This is a genomic window from Mesorhizobium sp. M0077 (genome assembly GCF_040322955.1).
Lineage (GTDB): Bacteria > Pseudomonadota > Alphaproteobacteria > Rhizobiales > Rhizobiaceae > Mesorhizobium.
On record NZ_JAMYUL010000001.1, the window covers coordinates 665,444 to 681,677 of the forward strand.

Below are 16,234 nucleotides of genomic sequence, written 5' to 3' on the forward strand. Positions count from 1 at the left end.
AAAGCCGGGCCACCTGCTCAATTGAACCACAGCGCGAAGGTCAAAAACCCACCGCCACCGAACTGACGCTGGATCTGGTCGAACTCGCCGCTGGTCACGATCTCACCGCTCTCGAGGTAGGGCGCGATGGCCGGGCCGGTAATCGACAGCACTAGGTCGAAAGGCTTCGGTTCTTCGAAGAAACGCTTCATGTTGATGCCCTGGCCGGTGCTGGCCGTGATGCGGAAATGCGGCAGCAGCTTGCGGCCTTCCAAAAGGTCTTCGGCCATGGTCAGAGTGGCGAGCCAGGCCTCGACCTGCTCCTCGCCGACTTCGAGCCCGGTGAGCGGGTTCTCGCCCTTCTGCTGCGGTCCCGGTAGCCATTCGCGGTCATTGTCGGTCTCGGCGCGGATCGCCTTCCAGTCCTGGCGCGACCGCCGGATCATTTCGAGCAGATGGCGGCGCGCCGCTTGACGTCGCTCGGGCTCGACCACCGGCCAGTTGACGAGGTGAACCATGGAGATGAAATCCGCGATGCGCCATTCCGATGAGAAGATGCTGCTGCCCATGTCCCCGGCGGGAGGCACCAGAACGTCCTGCAGCGGCAGTTTGGCGTGCGGGAACAGCATGTGTAACGAGCCGTCGAACATGGTCCTGAAATCATGCGCCAGCCAGAAATCGGCCTGCGCCATCAGGAATTCGGCATAGCCCTGCAGCCAGAAACCGTCGGCCCGGTCGAAGCGGAATGTGAGCGAGGGAGCGGCGCCGTCCGACGAGATACCGCCGCGCGACAGCGCGGCCATGACCGCCGCGATGCTTTCATCCGGCGTGATACTGCTGTCCTCGTTGAGATCGATGCCGAGATGGGTGAGGTCGATGACCATGCCGATATCGGCTCCCGCGGGCACCGAACCCAGTGTCACCGCCGACTCTTCCAACCGGTCGCGAAAGGCGACCAGAATGGCGCGGAACTGCTCATAGGTCAGCGGTTCGGGATCGGGATTGTCCGGAATCGGCAGCCGCATCAGCGGCAGCATGAAGGATTGCGGGCTTTCGAACCCGTGGCGGTGCAGGCCGCCGGCGAGGATTTCCAGCGCGGTGAAGAATTCGCCGGCGCCGGCGGCATAGGCTGACGCCGGATCGCCTTTCGCTGCAGACTCAAGCGTTGTGAGCGCACGGTTGCGCTCGGTCACCGTTTTGGCCTCGAACAAAGCGGTTGCCGCTTCGGGCGCGGCGGCGCGGGCCGAAGATAAAGGCAGCAACAGGAGGAAGGCGGACGCCAGCAGGCCTGCAAAACGTGTCATCTCATCCCTCCACTATGCGACGCGCAGACATTACACGCATTTGGCGCCGTGTCTGCCGGCGGCAGTGTTTCAAGGACTGACGGTCGACACTTCCCGGGCAGACCGTCTACACAAGCTAACCGATTGGGCAAACGATTGGGCGTCGCGTGTCGAACTATCCGCTTTCCTACAAACTGTCATGGCTGCCGCGCTTCCTGAAGCCGTCGCTTGGCGGCGATGTCAGGGATTTTGCGCCCATCGCGGCGACGACACTCATCGATCCACCGCCAGGGCGGAAGGTGCGGCTGGCCTTTGTCGGCGATATTTCGGCGGTGGCCAACCATAGTGCGCCGGAGTGCGATCCGGCGATCGCAAAACTCTTGGGCTCAGCCGACCTGGTGATCGGCAATTGTGAAAGCCCGATCGTCGAGAAGCCAAGCGTGGCGCTCGGCACGCGGCTTGGCACGCACCATGCGATGAGCGAGCGGTTTCTTGCCGCGGCGCTTGCCGCCGTAGGCATCGCGCGTGAAAAGCTCGTGCTGTCGCTGGCCAACAACCATGTGCTCGACCAGGGCGTCGCCGGTTTCGACGAGACGGCTGCGGCGCTGAAGCGGCTTGGCATCCGCACCGTCGGCACCGCGAAAAAAGGACCGGTCGAGCAGGTCAAGGCCGGGCCGCTGACGATCGGCTTTGCCGCCTTCACACTGTGGCGCAATGGCGACGCCGGGCCATTCACCGAGCTTGTCTCGATGCAAAGCGATCCGGCGGCATGGCCGAGAGGCGCGGCCGACAAGAACATCGACCTCACCTGTGCGGTGCCGCACTGGGACTGGGAGTTCCGGCATTTTCCGCAGCCGCAAACGCAAACGCTGGCGAGGTTGCTGGCCGGTCACGGCGTGGGGCTGATTGCCGGGCACCACGCCCATGTCGTGCAGCCGGTGCAATGGGTCGGCAAGACGCTCGTGGCTTACGGGCTTGGCGACTTCCTCGGCACGGCGCTGGCGCGGCAGCCCTGGCCCGGCCGCATCGCCGGCATTTTCGTCGTCGATGTCAGCGCAGATCTCGGCAAGCGCGGCGCGATCGCTGGCTACCGGATGCATGCCTTCATGCGGTTGCGCGCAGGCGGGCATGAGCGGCTGGTTCCGGTCGAGGCGCTGACTGGCCGGATGAAGGGCAAGGTCGAAGCCAGGCTGAAGGCGATCTTTGGCGACTGACGACTTTCCCGCTATCATAGGCATAATAGGACTTTGCGAGGGGGCGATGGAAGCAGCTGAGTTCATGCCTGATGAAGCGGTGGTCGCCGGCATCAGGAAGAATATCGAGATCTATGAGGCTGGACGGGCTTCGGCCTGCCGCCAGGTGCGCTGGCGGGTGCCGGTGTTTCTGGGGCCGCTGCTGGTTTTTGTCGTGCTGGTGGCCTGGCTGTTCAACAAGGTCGCCGACTTGAACGAGCAATGGTTCTCGACGCCGCATGTGTTCCTCTATGTCGGCGGTTTCTTCGCGGCGCTGCTGCTGTACTTCCTGGCGATCAGGCCGGCGACGCGGCTGCAGCAATCGTTCCGTGACACGCTGCTGCCGATCATCTTCGGCTTCATCAGGGATGTGCGCTATCAGCACAGCGTGACGCCGAATTCCTTCGACCGGCTGCCGCGCGCCGTGGTCGGCGCCTTCAACCGGCAGAGCTTTGACGACATCGTGTCAGGCCGCTACGAGGATTTTCCGTTCGAGCTCTACGAGGCGGAGTTGCGCCAAGGTTCGGGCAAAGGCTCGTCGACGGTCTTCAAGGGCGTCATCGTTGCGTTCGAAACGATCGCGCCGTTCCCCGGCATATTGGTCGCGACGCGCCGCAGCAACGCGGTGGTCGGTTTCTTCCGCGGCATCTTCGCCGGCAAGATGCAGGAACTGTCCAGCGGCGATCCGCTGCTCGACGGCGACTACGAATTTCGCACCGACAATGTCGCCGCCGCCCAGCCGTTGGTGAGCGGCCGGCTGGCGCAGGCGCTGAAATGGCTGCACGAGACATGGCGCGATGATCCGGCGCGGGTGGCGCTTAATGGCAGTGATGGTTTCCTGCTCTTGCCGCAGCCGAAGAATTTCTTCGAACTGCCCGCCATTTCCGTGCCGCTCGATTACACCAAGCACGTCGCGCCGATGATCGCCGATATGGGCGCGATCCTGGCGACCGCGGCGCTGGTGCGCAAGATCGGCGCGACGGATGGCGAGGCCTAAAGCGCCGCGCGTCGAAACGAATTCATGCGACGCGCTTCAGGTCTTGTTTTCATGCATTCGTTGCCCCAAAACGGGCGGTCCTGTTTGGGCGCATGCATTAGCCAGGCTGCCGCGCCTCAGCAGTCGAAGCCGTAGTTCTGGCGGTAATATTCGACGTCTTCTTGCGCCATCGTCTTGAACATCACGCAGACGGTGAAGCTCCCGACCTGGCGACCGTTTCTGGTGTAGCCCCAGTCGGAAATATCGTCCCGGTTGAATTCGAGTTCCTGGCCGGCCACGACATTGTGCACCGCTTGCGGCTCATTGGCCAATGTTCCTGCAAAGCCGGTCGCGGTCTTGTGGAAGGGGATGATCCAGAAATGCTCCGAGGCGTCTCCGTCCCTGACCTCGACTTTCAATTTGTAGCTGGTTGTCCCGGCTGGCGGCGCATCCGACAAGGACAGGAATTCATCGAGGCTGGCGCGCGCCTGCGCAATGGCCGCCGCCATGTCCGGATCGTCCCTGGCGACGCCTACAACCTTGTCGCCGCCCTGGCCGGAATCCTGCGCACCGGCCGGAATCGGCGCCAAGGCCAGCACCAGGGACAGCACGGTTCGAACTGCATGCTTCATGAAATGGCGCTCCTGCGTGTCGATGCTGACACCATCATGCATCTATCTGGAGTTTTCAACGGCAGTGCGACAGCGTGGTATGGTCCGGCGGCAGGCCGCTCACAACCCGCTCGGCACCAGCCCTGCCAGCCAGTTCGCGGACCGCTTGGCCATGCCGACCGTTGCCGACGCGACGCGGCCGAGATCTGTCTTGACCACGGCGTAGCCGTTCCTGGTGCGGTAGAGCACGCCTGTTCCGCCATCGACCACTTGCTCGTAGGCGACGGGCCGTACCGCTGCTGCCTCCATGGCCGTCGTCGGGGAGCCGACGGGAACGCTCGGCCGATGGCTCAGTTCCGGCGGCAACGGGGTTTGGACATTCCGGCTGGCCGGCTTCAGTTCCGGGCGGGATGCGGCCGCCGCCAGTTGCGAAGAAGACGCCGACCCCTTGCTGCGGCAGATGCCAGAGACCAGCGGATAGTCGAAGTTCTTCTGGTGCAGCATCTGGCTTTTCATCGCCGCTTCGCAGTCGGCGATAGTCGCCCACTTCGCCGGCGTCTCGCCGATATATTCGCAAAGCTTGGCGTCGCAGTCGCAGCCGACAATGGTCATGGCGACAAGGGCGGTCTTGATCACGGTCTTGTCCTTCGGATTGCCCCCCGGCAGCCAGTCCTTCCATCGCGCGCGAACAAGGCGGGATTTTGGCCGCGATCACGCGATGAGCCGGGGGATGCGTTTTTCGGGTACGGCTCACTATAGGTGGATTTCGAGACACCCGGTAGCAGATAGGGCGGGAGCGTGATGCATTTGCAGGAAGAAGCCTGAATAAATCCTGTCGGCTATGGCCGCGACAACTGTTTCTTGGCCCGGTTTTCTACTACGATACTCACGGGGCGATACAACAATATAGGAGGGGTTTGTCATGGGAAGAATTGTCCGGTCCGCTGAGCCTGTGCCGAAAAGGGATTCAACGCTCGAGGGCATTCCAGGCGATGCTCCGCTCGGCGTCGACGATGACAAGCAAGAAGATCAAGGATCGAAAGGCGGCGACGGCTATCTCGACCGGGTTGCGAAGTACGTGCCTGCCGAAGTCGTGGCATTTTTCATCTTCGTCAATTCCATCCTGGTCAATGCCACTGAGCAGCCGGTTGCCAAGGCGTTGACCGATGCGGTGGCGGAAGAGACGAAAGGCAATCCGGGGGACATTCCGGGTAAGGTGCAGGCAGCCATCTATAAGATTGAAATGGCCGGTATCAGCGTTTGGACAATTTCATGGATCATGTTGATCGTCGCGCTGGCGATGACGCCGGTGTATCTGAAATCGGTCAGCGATTCAGCGGACGATGCGGAGGCTCCGGGAGCCAACATCGTCATGTCGATGCTGGCCTTCCCATTCTGGGCCTATGCCGTCAACGCGCTGGCCCTCAGGCCATGGCATGACGGTGCGCTGGCCAGCATCATGCTCGCCACCTTCACGCTCATCAGCGGCGCCATACGGCCGGAATATATAAGCGCCGGCCTCAATTTGATCCCGGGCATCGGCCCGAAGAAGTAGCTTGGCCCGCCGGGCAGGTCGCGGTGCAGGGCGCGTCTTCAGTCGTAGAGGTGTTCCAGCCTGGCGCCTGCTTCGAACAGCGCCGGCAGCACGATGTGCAGCTTGCGCACGGCGACGATCAGCCCGGTGCGACGGGTGGCCGGATCGAGGAAACGGTTGGCTGAACAGCGCCCGGGCGCCTTCGGGCGGAGCGAAGTCTGCCGCCGAAAGCACGGTGAGCATGGTCGCGTCATTGCCACCGATCTCGACGAAGGACACGCCTCTGTCGATCAGGCGCGGGATCATGTCGGTGAATTGCTGACCCCGCCTGGTGATGAAGATGGTGCCGTCAGCGCCGAAATCGCGTTCCAACAAAGTATCGGCTTCTTCACGCGTCGCTTCGCCGACCGGACCCTTGGCCCAAAAGACAGTCGGCGCCGGGATTTCTCCCAGCGCCTCCCTGTCAGATCAGGACACGGTCGCGGCAGCAACTTCCGCAAAGTCGTCGCGCCATGCCGGCCTTGATTTTGACGGTCCTGCCAGTCACCGCCCGAGGACAGTGCCCGTTCCAGACCACGCCGTTCTCCACCCTTGCGAGCTTCGTTCGGCGCGCCATCGAAGGTTTTCGCCGTCCTTCATGGCAGCATCGGTCCGCCGTTGGCGTTCGCACGCTTTCCGCGGCCCCGTAGGTCTCGGCATCCGTCCCTCGAACAAGCAAGCCTGCTCTCGCTTCGGGCCGTACGGGCCTCAGGAAATCCGCCTTTTCGCTTTGCCTTTCGGCGTGGCGATCGGTAGCCGCCTGAGATGGGTTAAACTTACGCCGGGTAAGGGTTTTGGGGAATGGGCGTGAGCCTGTGGATAACGGGATTATCGGGGACGGTTTGCCACAAAGCTCGGAATTTCGACTCCAGCTGCATTAGACAGCCCGCCCGCTTTTTGGCGCCTGATCGGCTGTGCCCCTTGCTCCGCCGGCTGGCGCGGGCTTCAATGCCGGCAAAGCATCAAGCCTATCGGCTCGGTGCGGGGAGGGTGCGCATTGAAAGTCGGGGTGGTGCTCAATCCGATTGCCGGCGGCGGCCGGCTGAAACGGCATTGGCCGGAGGTGGCTGCTTCGCTGAAAAAGCATTTCGGCGAATTCGAGCTGCGCGAGACGCAGGCCGAGGGCGACGCCGAAAGGCTGGCGCTCGACCTCGCGGCAAGCGGCTTCGAGCTGGTGATCGCGGCCGGCGGCGACGGCACCGCCAGCGAAGTGGCCGACGGATTGCTGCAGGCTTTCGATGAGAGCGGCCGGACAACCGAACTTGCCTTGCTGCCTTGCGGCACCGGCATCGATTTCGCGCGCGGGCTCGGGCTGCCGAAAGAGGTGGATGCGGTGCTGAAGCGGATCGCCGAAGCCAAGGCGCGCAAGGTCGATGCAGGGCGCATCTGCTACATCGACGACCATGGCGCGCTGGCCAGCCGGCACTTCATCAATATCGCCAGCCTCGGCCTATCCGGCGCCACGGACCGTGCGGTCAATGCCGACAAGCGCAAGGGCAGGATGTCGGCCAAGGCGCTGTTTTTCTGGCGCACCGTGGTCGAGTTCATCCGCTACCGCTTCCAGGACGTCAGGATCACCGTCGACGATGGCACCCCGGTCGAGGCGCGCATGGCGCTGGTGGCGGTCGCCAACGGAAAGTTCTTCGGCGGCGGCATGATGATCGCCCCGGACGCCGAACTCGCCGACGGCCAGTTCGACATCGTCATCCTGCGCGCGGCCGGCAAGCTGAAGCTGATCTGGGATATTCGGCTGCTCTATGGCGGCCGGCACCGCAACCATCCGGCCATCACCATATTGCGTGGCCGGAAAGTGGTGGTCGAACCTATCGGCGATGTCGAGAAGAACGGCGCGCTGGTCGACATAGATGGCGAGTCGCCGGGGCGTATACCCGCGACGTTTGAGATCCTGCCCGGAGCGCTGACGCTGAGATATTGAATCAAGGCGTTGAGGGATTGATTCAGGTGGTTTGAGCGGCGATTCCGGCGAACCGGCCAAAGGCCTGAAATCGCAGGACATATTTACCCGGCTTAGCTTTCCAGCTTGGCTGGGAAACCGGGCGCGCGCAGATCCATGTCGACGGCATCCTCGAGCAGTTTGACGATCTGGGTCGACCAGGCGCCGCCGCCATATTCCTGTTTGCCCATCAGGAAAATCTCACTCACAAGCGGCGCCAGTTGGAGTGGCAGTCTGAACTCTCTGCCCATCGCAAGCGCAAAGCCGAGGTCCTTCAGTGCCAGGTCCATGGTGAAGCCAATGTCGTAGGAGCCGTTGAGGATGAGCTGGCTTTCGGTCTCATGGACGAAGCTGTTGCCGGAGGAGGCGACGATGGCGTGGTAGGATTGCGCGAGGTCGAGGCCGCCTTGCTTGGCCAACATCAGCGCCTCGCCGGCGGCGACGAGATGGATGAAGGCCAGCATGTTGGTGATCACCTTGATCACCGCCGCGGAGCCGACCGGACCCATCAGGAACGACTTTGCGCACATCGCTTCGATGGCCGGACGATGGCGCTCGTAAAGCGCAGCATCGCCGCCGACAAGCGCGGTGATCTTTCCGACCGCGGCCAGATGCACGCCGCCGGTGACCGGGCACTCCAGCGTCTCGATGCCTTTGGCCGCGGCGAGGGCGGCGAGGCGCAGGATCTCGTCGCGGCCGTTGGTCGACATCTCGATCCAGGAGCCGCCCCTGGGCAGACCCTCGAGCAGGCCGCCGGCATTAGCCAGCACCGCTTCGCTGACCTTGGGCGAGGGCAGGCAAGTAATGGCATTGCCGGCCTGTGCCGCCGCTTCGGCCGGGCTGGTCGCGGCCGTGGCGCCGAGCGCCACGAGGCGCTCGACGGCGGCGGGGTCGCGGTCGAAGACGATGACGACAAAACCGTTGCGCAACAGGCTGGCGGCAAGGTTGCCGCCGAGATGGCCAAGGCCGATGAAGGCGTAGCGTTCGCTCACGGCATCAGCGGCGTTTGCATCATCTGCAAATGCAGGTCCTTGCCGGTGTAGGGATGCGCGTCGCAGACCGCTTCGTCCAGCTCGACGCCGAGGCCCGGCTCCTTCGATGGAATGACATTGCCGTCCTGCCATTCGATCTTCTTCTTGAGCAGTGTCGCGTGGAAGCCGTCCCACTGCTTCAGCGATTCCAGGATGAGGAAATTGGGCAGCGTCACCGCCAGCTGGATGTTGGCGGCCCCAACGATCGGCCCACAATAGCAGTGCGGCGCGATCTGGATGTGGTATGCCTCGGCCATGGCGGCGATCTTCTTGGTTTCGAGAATGCCGCCGGAACGGCCAAGGTCCGGTTGCAGGATGGTGGCGGCGCGGTTCTCGATGATTCGGGCGAATTCGAACTTGGTCGTCAACCGCTCGCCGGTGGCGATCGGGATCGACGTGCCTCGCGCCACCTGAGCCATCACTTCGGGCATGTCGGGCGGCACCGGCTCTTCGAACCACAAGGGATCGTAGGGCTCGATGGCGCGTGCCATGCGCAGCGCACCCGATGCGGTGAACTGGCCATGCGTGCCGAACAGAATATCGGCGCGGGTGCCGACGGCTTCGCGGATCGCCTTGACCATGCGGGTGGAGACATCGATGTCGATCAGGCGCGGCTGGTGGCCGTCGAAGGCGGTGTAGGGGCCTGCCGGGTCGAGCTTGACGGCGTTGAACCCCTGCTCGACATATTCGAGCGCGCAGGCGGCCGCCAATTCGGGGTCATTGTAGACGTTCCGGCCGTCCGGCGCGTCCTCCGAATGGACGCTGCCGGTGTGCGGATAGAGATAGGTGTAGGAGCGCAGCGTCTCGTGCACCTGGCCGCCGAGCAGTTTGTAGACCGGCTTGTCGGCTTCCTTGCCGACAATGTCCCAGCAGGCCATTTCCAGCGCCGAGAAACAGCCCATGCCGGTAACGTCGGGGCGCTGGGTAAATCCTGAGGAATAGGCGCGGCGGAAGAAGGTCTCGATGTCATGCGGATCGTGGCCGATCAGGTAACGCTCGGCCATGTCCTCGACCAGCTTCGCTGTTATGTGAGCCGAGAAGGTGGCGTTGTAGGCCTCGCCGTAACCGACGACGCCGCCATCGGTGGTCAGCTTGACGAAGATGAAATACTTGCCGCCGATGCCGGGCGGCGGGTTGCCGACTACCCAGGTCTTGACGTCGGTGATCTTCATTTTTGGTCCTCCAGAACCAGTTCGGCGCCCTTCCATCCGGTCATGACCGAGGCGGCGTTGGTGTTGCCGGTGATGTTGGCGGGAAAGATCGAGGCGTCGATGACACGCAGACCTGCGAGCCCGTGCACTTTCAGGCGCGGGTCGACGACGGCGGCCCCGGCGCCCGGCCCCATGCGGCACGTCGAGACCGGGTGATAGACGGTGCCTGAGCGCTTCCTGAAATCCTGGATCAGATCGGCATCCGATTGGATCGATGGGCCCGGCAAAACCTCCTCAGTGATGATCTCGGCCATGGCGGGCATCGAGGCTATCTTGCGCACGAATTTCACCGCCGCCAGCATCTCGTCGACATCGGCGTTGGTGGAATAGGCGTTGGCGACGATCCTGGGATAGTCCAGCGGATTGCTGGAGCGGATCATGATCTCGCCGCGGCTGGACGGGCGGCAGTTGGAGAGGCCGATGGAAAAGCCCGGCCACGGATCCGGCGTCAGGATCGGCCGCTCGCCGCTCTTCGGAATGACGGTCGAGAAAGCCTGGAAATAAAGCTGCATGTTGGGGCGCGAAAACGCCAGGTCGGTTCGGAAGAAGCCGCCGCCATGGTTCATCGACAGCGACAGCGGGCCGGAGCGGGTGAGGATGTACCGCATGCCGACCAGCAGCTTGCCCCACCAGGGCCGCAGGATTTGGTTGAGCGTCGGCACGTTTCCCTTGAAGGTATAGTTGATGCCGACATGGTCCTGCAGATGCGCGCCGACATTTTCGTTGCCGTGGACGACCGGGATGCCAAGCCCCTTGAGCAGTGACGAGGGGCCGACGCCGGACAGTTGCAGCAGCTGCGGCGAGTTGATCGAACCGGCGGACAGGATCACCTCGCGGCCGGCCCGCGCCGTCTTGGTCTCGCCGTTCTGCAGATATTCGATGCCGACGGCTCGCTTGCCCTCGAACAGGATTCTGGTCGCCAGCGCATTGGCTTCGACGCGCACATTCGCGCGCTTCATCGCCGGGCGCAGGAAGGCGCGCGCGGCCGACATGCGGCGGCCATTCCTGGTCGAGATCTGGTAGACGCCGACGCCTTCCTGGGCGGCGCCGTTGAAGTCAGGGTTGAGCGGCAGCCCAGCCTGCTGGCCGGCTGCGAGGTAGCGCCTGGTCAGCGGATGGACGGCGTTCGTCGTGTCGGTGATATGCAGCGGCCCGCCGGTGCCGCGCCATCTGTCGGCGCCGGCCTCATTGTCCTCAAGCGCCTTGAAGCCCGGCAACAGATCGTCATAGCCCCAACCGGGATTTCCGGCATCGCGCCAGTCGTCAAAGTCCTCGCGCGCGCCACGGATCCAGACCATGGCGTTGATCGAGCTGGAGCCGCCAAGCAGCTTGCCGCGCGGCCAATGGTCGACATTGCCGGCAAGGCCGGGGTCCGGCTCGGGCTTGTAGTTCCAGTTGACCGCGGGGTCGAAGAAAGTCTTGCCGTAGCCAAGCGGCATCTGGACATAGAAGCGGCGGTCGCTGCCGCCGGCTTCCAGCACCAGCACGGAGTAACGGCCGGAAGCCGACAGCCTGTCGGCGAGAACCGAGCCGGCTGAGCCGGAGCCGACGATGATGAAGTCATAGGTCTGCATGATTGGTGTCGGCGGCTCCGCAAAACTGGCTGCAGCCTATCCGCGGCAGGCTTCCGAAGTCGCGGTGCCTTCCGGCATGCGTTGTGAAAAATGCGACCGTGAGACGCCTGGCCGGAAAAGCTGCCATGGAACCGACATTGCGCCGGGAGCCTCGCCCGTCGCGTTGACCTCTTGGGTCCATGACGCTAGGGGATCGAGGGCAATCGTTTCAGGGGATCCGGCAGATGGTGCATTACGCGGACGGACGGCCGATCGGCGATCTGACCTTGCGTACGCTCGCCATGCCGGCCGATGCAAATGCGGCCGGCGACATCTTTGGCGGTTGGGTGATGGCGCAGATGGATCTTGCCTGCGGCATCCGTGCGGCCGAGCGGGCCAAGGGTCGCGTGGTGACGGCGGCTGTCAAGGAAATGTCCTTCGCCAAGGCGATGAAGATCGGCGACACGCTGTGCATCTACACCCATGTCGAGCGCGTCGGCCGCACCTCCATGACGCTCAAGGTCGAGGCCTGGGCGCAACGCTACCTCTCCGACCTGATGGAGAAGGTCACCCACGCCGATTTCGTCATGGTGGCGCTGGATAGCGACGGCAAGCCGAAGCCGATTCCAACCGAAAGTTGACATCGTCGATTCTGCCAAGCTTGCGCTTATGTAACATCCCCCGCGCGGGCGATGCGCTGCGCGACATCCAATGGTTGCCTTCACATCCGATTCTGCGGGCGGCGGAGGGAAGACAATGCGTCAACACATGCTGAACGGCTGGCTCGTGGCGGCCCTCGTCGCGGTGATCTGCCTGCTTGGCACGACCGCTTATACCGAGATCAGGAAAGAGCTTCCAAGCGTTGCCTGCACGCACGACCGGACCGTTGGCAACGAGCGGACTGCCCAGCGGTCTGCAAGGGTAGAGACGTGCGGCGCAGTGTGTTGCAGCAACCCTGCGTCAAAGGCCTGAGGGCCCGTCAGCGGAAGACCTCGTCAGCCTCAAAATGATGATGCGCCGGCGAACGAAACGCTGCAGCTATGTCGCCATGGCGTGACCAACGATGCAAGGGCGGATCCAGTTAAACCCGGGTACGCGTCGTGGACGGCAAAATCCGTAAACTATTGCTAAGCAACGGTTTTCAGGCGTGCACGCCATCGAATCTTTCACGCGCCGCCTGGACCCGCGAGGTGTTCTTCCGCGCCCATTCGCCGAGCGCGCCGACCGGCACCAGCAGCTCATGGCCGAGCTCCGTCAGCTCATAGTCGACGCGTGGCGGGATGGTCGGGAACACGGTTCGGGTGACGAAGCCGTCGCGCTCAAGACCGCGCAAGGTGGTGGTCAGCATCTTCTGCGAAATGCCGCCGACAGCGGCGCGCAACTCATTGAAACGCAGCGGTCCGCCGCCCAGCTTGCCGACGACCAGAACGGTCCATTTGTCGCCGACGCGCTGCAGGATTTCCGAGACGGCGCGGCAGTCTTCGGTGTTGTGCGGGTGCCTCAGTAACATAACGGTGCCTCCTTGCGCTGCCATTTGTCAGTATCTCATATAGCGCCGGTATCCAAACGATACCAGCTTTTGCATATATGGAGAGCCCCATGTCCAAGCCCAAAATCGCCATCGTCGTCGGTTCGACACGCGCCGCGCGTTTCGCCGATGTGCCCGCCCAGTGGATCGCCAAGATCGCGAAATCCCATGCCGACATCGACGTCGAGACCGTCGACCTGCGCGACTGGCCGCTGCCCTTCTTCGACGAGGTCGCCTCGTCCGCCTGGGCGCCGTCGCAGAACGAAGTTGCCCAGCGCTGGCAAAAGAAGGTCGCCGAATTCGACGGCTTCATCTTCACCGCCGCCGAATACAACCATGGCCCGACGGCCGTGCTGAAGAACGCCATCGATTACGCCGCCAATGAATGGAACAAGAAGCCGGCCGGTTTCGTCGGCTATGGCAGCGTCGGCGGCTCGCGCGCTGTCGAACATTTGCGTCTTGCCGCGGTCGAATTGCAGATGGCGCCGGTCAAATCCGCCGTTCACATTGCCTGGAGCGATTTCCTGGCGGTGCGCCAGGGCGAGAAGAAGCTCGAGGAGATCGAGCATCTGAACCAGGCTGCCACGGCGCTGGTCAACGACGTTGCCTGGTGGGCCCGCGTGCTCAAGGCAGCGCGTCAGGCCGACGCGATTGCCGGCGAAGCCCAGGCGGCCTGAGCCTTATCCTCCCAAGGACCGATGATTTTTCCAAAGGGCGGCGTTTGCGCCGCCCTTTTTCATTCACGTGAAGAGGCGCTCTCGGCTCCCTTGGCCGGATGGTGGAGTCGGACCGGCAAGGTCGCGCTGATGCCTTGACGATCCCGCGCGAAGGATCGCCGCCTGTCACAGCCAACCGCCGGAAAACCCGGCCCGGCGCAGTCCTGTGGTGATGGCCGGCACGCGGCGCATCAATCGCCACAGGAAGTCGGACCGGTAGTTCTCGATCATCAGGGCGATCGGCCCCTGGTTGATGCCGACATGGTCCGGCGATACCCAACCGCAGGCGCGGCCGTCGTCGGCAGCGATCGTCGGGTTGAAGCTCGCGGTGAAGCCGTAAGGGTTGCCGTCGCGCAGGTCCATCTCGTGGAAATGGCGCAGCGCCGGCAGCACGATTTCCGGCGCAAAAGGCAAGGAGGCGATTGCCGCCCATGGCGACAGCGTGCCGTCATCGGGGCCAAACGGTGCGCCGCGGGCGAGATAACCGAAGAAGCGGCGTCCATCGGCTCGCCGCGCGATCGGACCTGGGCCGTCGCTGGCGGTGACGCCCCAGCAATTCTCGCCATAGCCCGCGAACCCCCTCGGATTGCGGATTGCGTAATCGCGCTGCAGATACGTCGCCTGGCGGCTGTTTTCGAAATAGTCCCGGTCGTGATCGCGCATGAAGGCATCGCGGATGTCGCGAAAATCGATCCAGATATGCGAGAACTGGTGGATGAAAAGCGGGCCGGCATAGACCATCTCGCGGCCGTAGATGGTCTTCCATTTGTAAGTGGACAGCCAGGCCGCGTAGCTCTCGGGAGTTAGCGAGTGGGTCGGCGAACCGAGACCCAGGACGTACAGGATCAGCGCCTCGTCAAATCCTTCCCAGCGGTAGCGGAGAAAGCCTTTTCCAGGCCGCCAGCCATGGGTGACGGTGGCGCCGCCGTTCTGCGCCCAGCGCCAGTCGGCACGGCGGTAGAGCGCATCGGCAAGCTGGCGGATTTCCAGTTCGAGCTCATCGTCCTCGTCGAAATAAGCGCCGGCGGCCAGAACACCGGCAAGCAAAAGGGCGGTATCGATCGTGGACAGTTCGCAATTCCAGACGCGGCGGCCGGTCTTCATGTCGAGGAAATGATAGTAGAAACCTTTGTAGCCGGTGGCATCGGGCTCCGGCCCGTGCGGGGCGTTCCAGAAGAAGCGAAGCGTGGCGAGCGTCCGCTCGATTGCGGCATCGCGCGTCATGAAACCGCGCTCGACACCGACGGGATAGGACGACAAAGCGAGCCCGACGGCGGCTATGCTGGCAGGCGACGCCTGCGTGTTGCGGTCGGCGACTAGGCCGTTGGCAGGGTTGGCCTCGTTGAGAAAATACTCGAAGGACAGGCGCTGGATATCTTGGAGAAGCTCGTCGTTTAGCGCGTGTTCGTTCGATGCATCCATGACAATCGATATAGAGGCTTTGGCTGCTTTTGCCATTCGTCCAGCGGATCAATCATGGGTGAGGGCAGGCTGGGGCCGATAGCGAAAGGCGCTGCCGACGCACCGAATTCAAATCGAGGGGCTGCGAAGATCGGTTGGACCGCCATATGCACGGCCCTGCCATCTGGCCTGGCCGTCCTCCCCTGATATATCCGGCTGCGATCCATCACATGAGCATGCCCCGTGAAGTTACCCAGCCCGTCAGGCGTCGTTTCCCCCATGACCCCGGTGCTGGTCTGTGCACTTGCGATCTTCCTTCTGTCCGCCATGGATGCGGCGATGAAAATCCTGGTCATCGCCGTCGGTGTCTACAACACGGTGCTGTGGCGAAGCATGCTTGCGAGCGTGGTCGCGGGCACGGCCTGGGCGGCGGGGCCGCGTTCCCTTCCCACGCCTTCCGTGCTGCGGCTACACGCGCTGCGTGCCGTGATCGTGGGCATCGTTCTGCTGTCGTTCTTCTGGGGCCTTGCCAGATTGCCGCTAGCGGATGGGATCGGGCTTAGTTTCGTCGCGCCGCTGTTCGCTCTCCTGCTGGCGGCGCTGCTTTTGGGCGAACGCATACAGCGCCAGGCGATCTGGGCGTCGCTGGCGGGCATCGCCGGCGTCGTCATCATCATGGCCGGACAGTTCGGGCAAGGGAATTATACCGGGGATGCCCTGCTTGGCACGGTGGCGGTGCTCGCATCGACGGTGTTCTACGCCTACAATCTGATCCTCTCGCGGCGGCAGGCGCTGGTGGCCAAGCCAGTCGAGATCATGCTGTTCCAGAACCTGTGCGTTGCCGCCGTCCTTCTCCCCGCCGCTCCCTGGCTCGCGGTTGCCCTGCCGGGCAATCTCTGGCTTCCGCTGGCCGGGGTGACGGCGCTGTCGCTCTCCGGCCAGTTCCTGATGAGCTGGTCGTACGCGCGGGCCGAAGCGCAATATCTGATCCCGACGGAGTATTCTGCCTTCATCTGGGCGATCGTGTTTGGCTGGCTGTTCTTCGACGAGGCGGCGACCTGGACCACGCTGGCTGGAGCGGCCCTGATCGTGGCCAGTTGCCTGATCGCCTCGCGCTCCAATCCGAAGCTTGCCGAACCGATCGAAGCCGCGGTCTGAGCGCGCTATTCGCTTTGACGGCAGAGCG

16 protein-coding genes are annotated in these 16,234 nt (G+C 63.4%); 7 read left to right on the forward strand and 9 right to left on the reverse strand.

The genetic code is table 11. From position 1 onward, the window contains the following. Positions 1-17: 17 nt before the first annotated feature. Positions 18-1,283 (reverse strand): hypothetical protein, encoded by a 1,266-nt coding sequence (locus tag NKJ57_RS03230; protein ID WP_352510489.1) that lies wholly within the window; start codon positions 1,281-1,283, stop codon positions 18-20. A 146-nt stretch (positions 1,284-1,429) separates the two neighbouring features. Here NKJ57_RS03230 and NKJ57_RS03235 point away from each other — a divergent pair, with 146 nt between their 5' ends. Further along, entirely contained in the window at positions 1,430-2,476 is a 1,047-nt protein-coding gene (locus NKJ57_RS03235) for a CapA family protein (RefSeq protein ID WP_352510490.1), read from the forward strand. 46 nt (positions 2,477-2,522) lie between these two features. Then, positions 2,523-3,491 carry a hypothetical protein gene (locus tag NKJ57_RS03240; protein WP_352510491.1) on the forward strand — a complete coding sequence of 323 codons (969 nt, stop codon included), beginning with the start codon at positions 2,523-2,525 and terminating at the stop codon, positions 3,489-3,491. A 116-nt stretch (positions 3,492-3,607) separates the two neighbouring features. Here NKJ57_RS03240 and NKJ57_RS03245 read toward each other — a convergent pair whose 3' ends face one another. Both NKJ57_RS03245 and NKJ57_RS03250 read right to left on the reverse strand, forming a co-directional pair. After that, positions 3,608-4,102, reverse strand: a complete 495-nt coding sequence (locus NKJ57_RS03245) for a YegJ family protein (protein WP_023691555.1) — start codon at positions 4,100-4,102, stop codon at positions 3,608-3,610. A gap of 99 nt (positions 4,103-4,201) precedes the next feature. Continuing rightward, entirely contained in the window at positions 4,202-4,717 is a 516-nt protein-coding gene (locus NKJ57_RS03250) for a hypothetical protein (protein ID WP_023705887.1), read from the reverse strand. 286 nt (positions 4,718-5,003) lie between these two features. Between NKJ57_RS03250 and NKJ57_RS03255 the strand changes: the two genes are divergently transcribed. After that, positions 5,004-5,636: a hypothetical protein gene (locus NKJ57_RS03255; protein ID WP_023709078.1), complete on the forward strand. Its 633-nt coding sequence runs from the start codon at positions 5,004-5,006 to the stop codon at positions 5,634-5,636. Positions 5,637-5,674: 38 nt separating this feature from the next. On the opposite strand, the gene NKJ57_RS03260 is transcribed toward NKJ57_RS03255, so the two are convergent. After that, entirely contained in the window at positions 5,675-5,869 is a 195-nt protein-coding gene (locus NKJ57_RS03260; RefSeq protein ID WP_352510492.1) for a hypothetical protein, read from the reverse strand. A 782-nt stretch (positions 5,870-6,651) separates the two neighbouring features. On the opposite strand from NKJ57_RS03260, the gene NKJ57_RS03265 reads away from it, so the two are divergent. Continuing rightward, complete coding sequence (locus NKJ57_RS03265) at positions 6,652-7,590, forward strand: diacylglycerol/lipid kinase family protein (RefSeq protein WP_023683740.1); 939 nt, start codon at positions 6,652-6,654, stop codon at positions 7,588-7,590. 92 nt (positions 7,591-7,682) lie between these two features. Here NKJ57_RS03265 and NKJ57_RS03270 read toward each other — a convergent pair whose 3' ends face one another. From NKJ57_RS03270 to NKJ57_RS03280, 3 genes are read right to left on the reverse strand one after another with little or no spacing between them, the layout of a single operon-like run. Continuing rightward, positions 7,683-8,600, reverse strand: a complete 918-nt coding sequence (locus tag NKJ57_RS03270; RefSeq protein ID WP_023683741.1) for an NAD(P)-dependent oxidoreductase — start codon at positions 8,598-8,600, stop codon at positions 7,683-7,685. Further along, on the reverse strand, positions 8,597-9,811 hold the full coding sequence (locus NKJ57_RS03275) for a mandelate racemase/muconate lactonizing enzyme family protein (RefSeq protein ID WP_023671997.1): 1,215 nt from the start codon (positions 9,809-9,811) through the stop codon (positions 8,597-8,599). The genes NKJ57_RS03270 and NKJ57_RS03275 overlap by 4 nt, the downstream gene beginning before the upstream one ends. After that, complete coding sequence (locus NKJ57_RS03280; protein WP_023741088.1) at positions 9,808-11,424, reverse strand: GMC family oxidoreductase; 1,617 nt, start codon at positions 11,422-11,424, stop codon at positions 9,808-9,810. The genes NKJ57_RS03275 and NKJ57_RS03280 overlap by 4 nt, the downstream gene beginning before the upstream one ends. A gap of 224 nt (positions 11,425-11,648) precedes the next feature. On the opposite strand from NKJ57_RS03280, the gene NKJ57_RS03285 reads away from it, so the two are divergent. Continuing rightward, on the forward strand, positions 11,649-12,044 hold the full coding sequence (locus tag NKJ57_RS03285) for an acyl-CoA thioesterase (protein WP_023671995.1): 396 nt from the start codon (positions 11,649-11,651) through the stop codon (positions 12,042-12,044). A 500-nt stretch (positions 12,045-12,544) separates the two neighbouring features. Here NKJ57_RS03285 and NKJ57_RS03290 read toward each other — a convergent pair whose 3' ends face one another. Next, positions 12,545-12,913: a winged helix-turn-helix transcriptional regulator gene (locus NKJ57_RS03290; RefSeq protein ID WP_023683744.1), complete on the reverse strand. Its 369-nt coding sequence runs from the start codon at positions 12,911-12,913 to the stop codon at positions 12,545-12,547. Positions 12,914-13,002: 89 nt separating this feature from the next. On the opposite strand from NKJ57_RS03290, the gene NKJ57_RS03295 reads away from it, so the two are divergent. Further along, entirely contained in the window at positions 13,003-13,608 is a 606-nt protein-coding gene (locus NKJ57_RS03295; protein WP_023671992.1) for an NADPH-dependent FMN reductase, read from the forward strand. 165 nt (positions 13,609-13,773) lie between these two features. Here NKJ57_RS03295 and NKJ57_RS03300 read toward each other — a convergent pair whose 3' ends face one another. Continuing rightward, a complete protein-coding gene (locus tag NKJ57_RS03300; RefSeq protein ID WP_023701604.1) occupies positions 13,774-15,069 on the reverse strand; it encodes a glucoamylase family protein in 1,296 nt (431 codons plus the stop codon). A gap of 258 nt (positions 15,070-15,327) precedes the next feature. Here NKJ57_RS03300 and NKJ57_RS03305 point away from each other — a divergent pair, with 258 nt between their 5' ends. Next, the gene (locus NKJ57_RS03305; RefSeq protein ID WP_023701605.1) at positions 15,328-16,206 is read left to right on the forward strand and encodes a DMT family transporter; all 879 of its coding nucleotides are present in this window, start codon (positions 15,328-15,330) and stop codon (positions 16,204-16,206) included. Positions 16,207-16,234 lie beyond the last annotated feature (28 nt).

Coding starts and splice junctions, on each gene's coding strand:
- NKJ57_RS03305 (WP_023701605.1), top strand. CDS start 15,328: ATGACCCCGGTGCTGGTCTGTGCACTTGCGATCTTCCTTCTGTCCGCC.
- NKJ57_RS03240 (WP_352510491.1), top strand. CDS start 2,523: ATGGAAGCAGCTGAGTTCATGCCTGATGAAGCGGTGGTCGCCGGCATC.
- NKJ57_RS03285 (WP_023671995.1), top strand. CDS start 11,649: ATGGTGCATTACGCGGACGGACGGCCGATCGGCGATCTGACCTTGCGT.
- NKJ57_RS03260 (WP_352510492.1), bottom strand. CDS start 5,869: ATGACGCGACCATGCTCACCGTGCTTTCGGCGGCAGACTTCGCTCCGC.
- NKJ57_RS03280 (WP_023741088.1), bottom strand. CDS start 11,424: ATGCAGACCTATGACTTCATCATCGTCGGCTCCGGCTCAGCCGGCTCG.
- NKJ57_RS03275 (WP_023671997.1), bottom strand. CDS start 9,811: ATGAAGATCACCGACGTCAAGACCTGGGTAGTCGGCAACCCGCCGCCC.
- NKJ57_RS03255 (WP_023709078.1), top strand. CDS start 5,004: ATGGGAAGAATTGTCCGGTCCGCTGAGCCTGTGCCGAAAAGGGATTCA.
- NKJ57_RS03290 (WP_023683744.1), bottom strand. CDS start 12,913: ATGTTACTGAGGCACCCGCACAACACCGAAGACTGCCGCGCCGTCTCG.
- NKJ57_RS03300 (WP_023701604.1), bottom strand. CDS start 15,069: ATGGATGCATCGAACGAACACGCGCTAAACGACGAGCTTCTCCAAGAT.
- NKJ57_RS03295 (WP_023671992.1), top strand. CDS start 13,003: ATGTCCAAGCCCAAAATCGCCATCGTCGTCGGTTCGACACGCGCCGCG.
- NKJ57_RS03230 (WP_352510489.1), bottom strand. CDS start 1,283: ATGACACGTTTTGCAGGCCTGCTGGCGTCCGCCTTCCTCCTGTTGCTG.
- NKJ57_RS03245 (WP_023691555.1), bottom strand. CDS start 4,102: ATGAAGCATGCAGTTCGAACCGTGCTGTCCCTGGTGCTGGCCTTGGCG.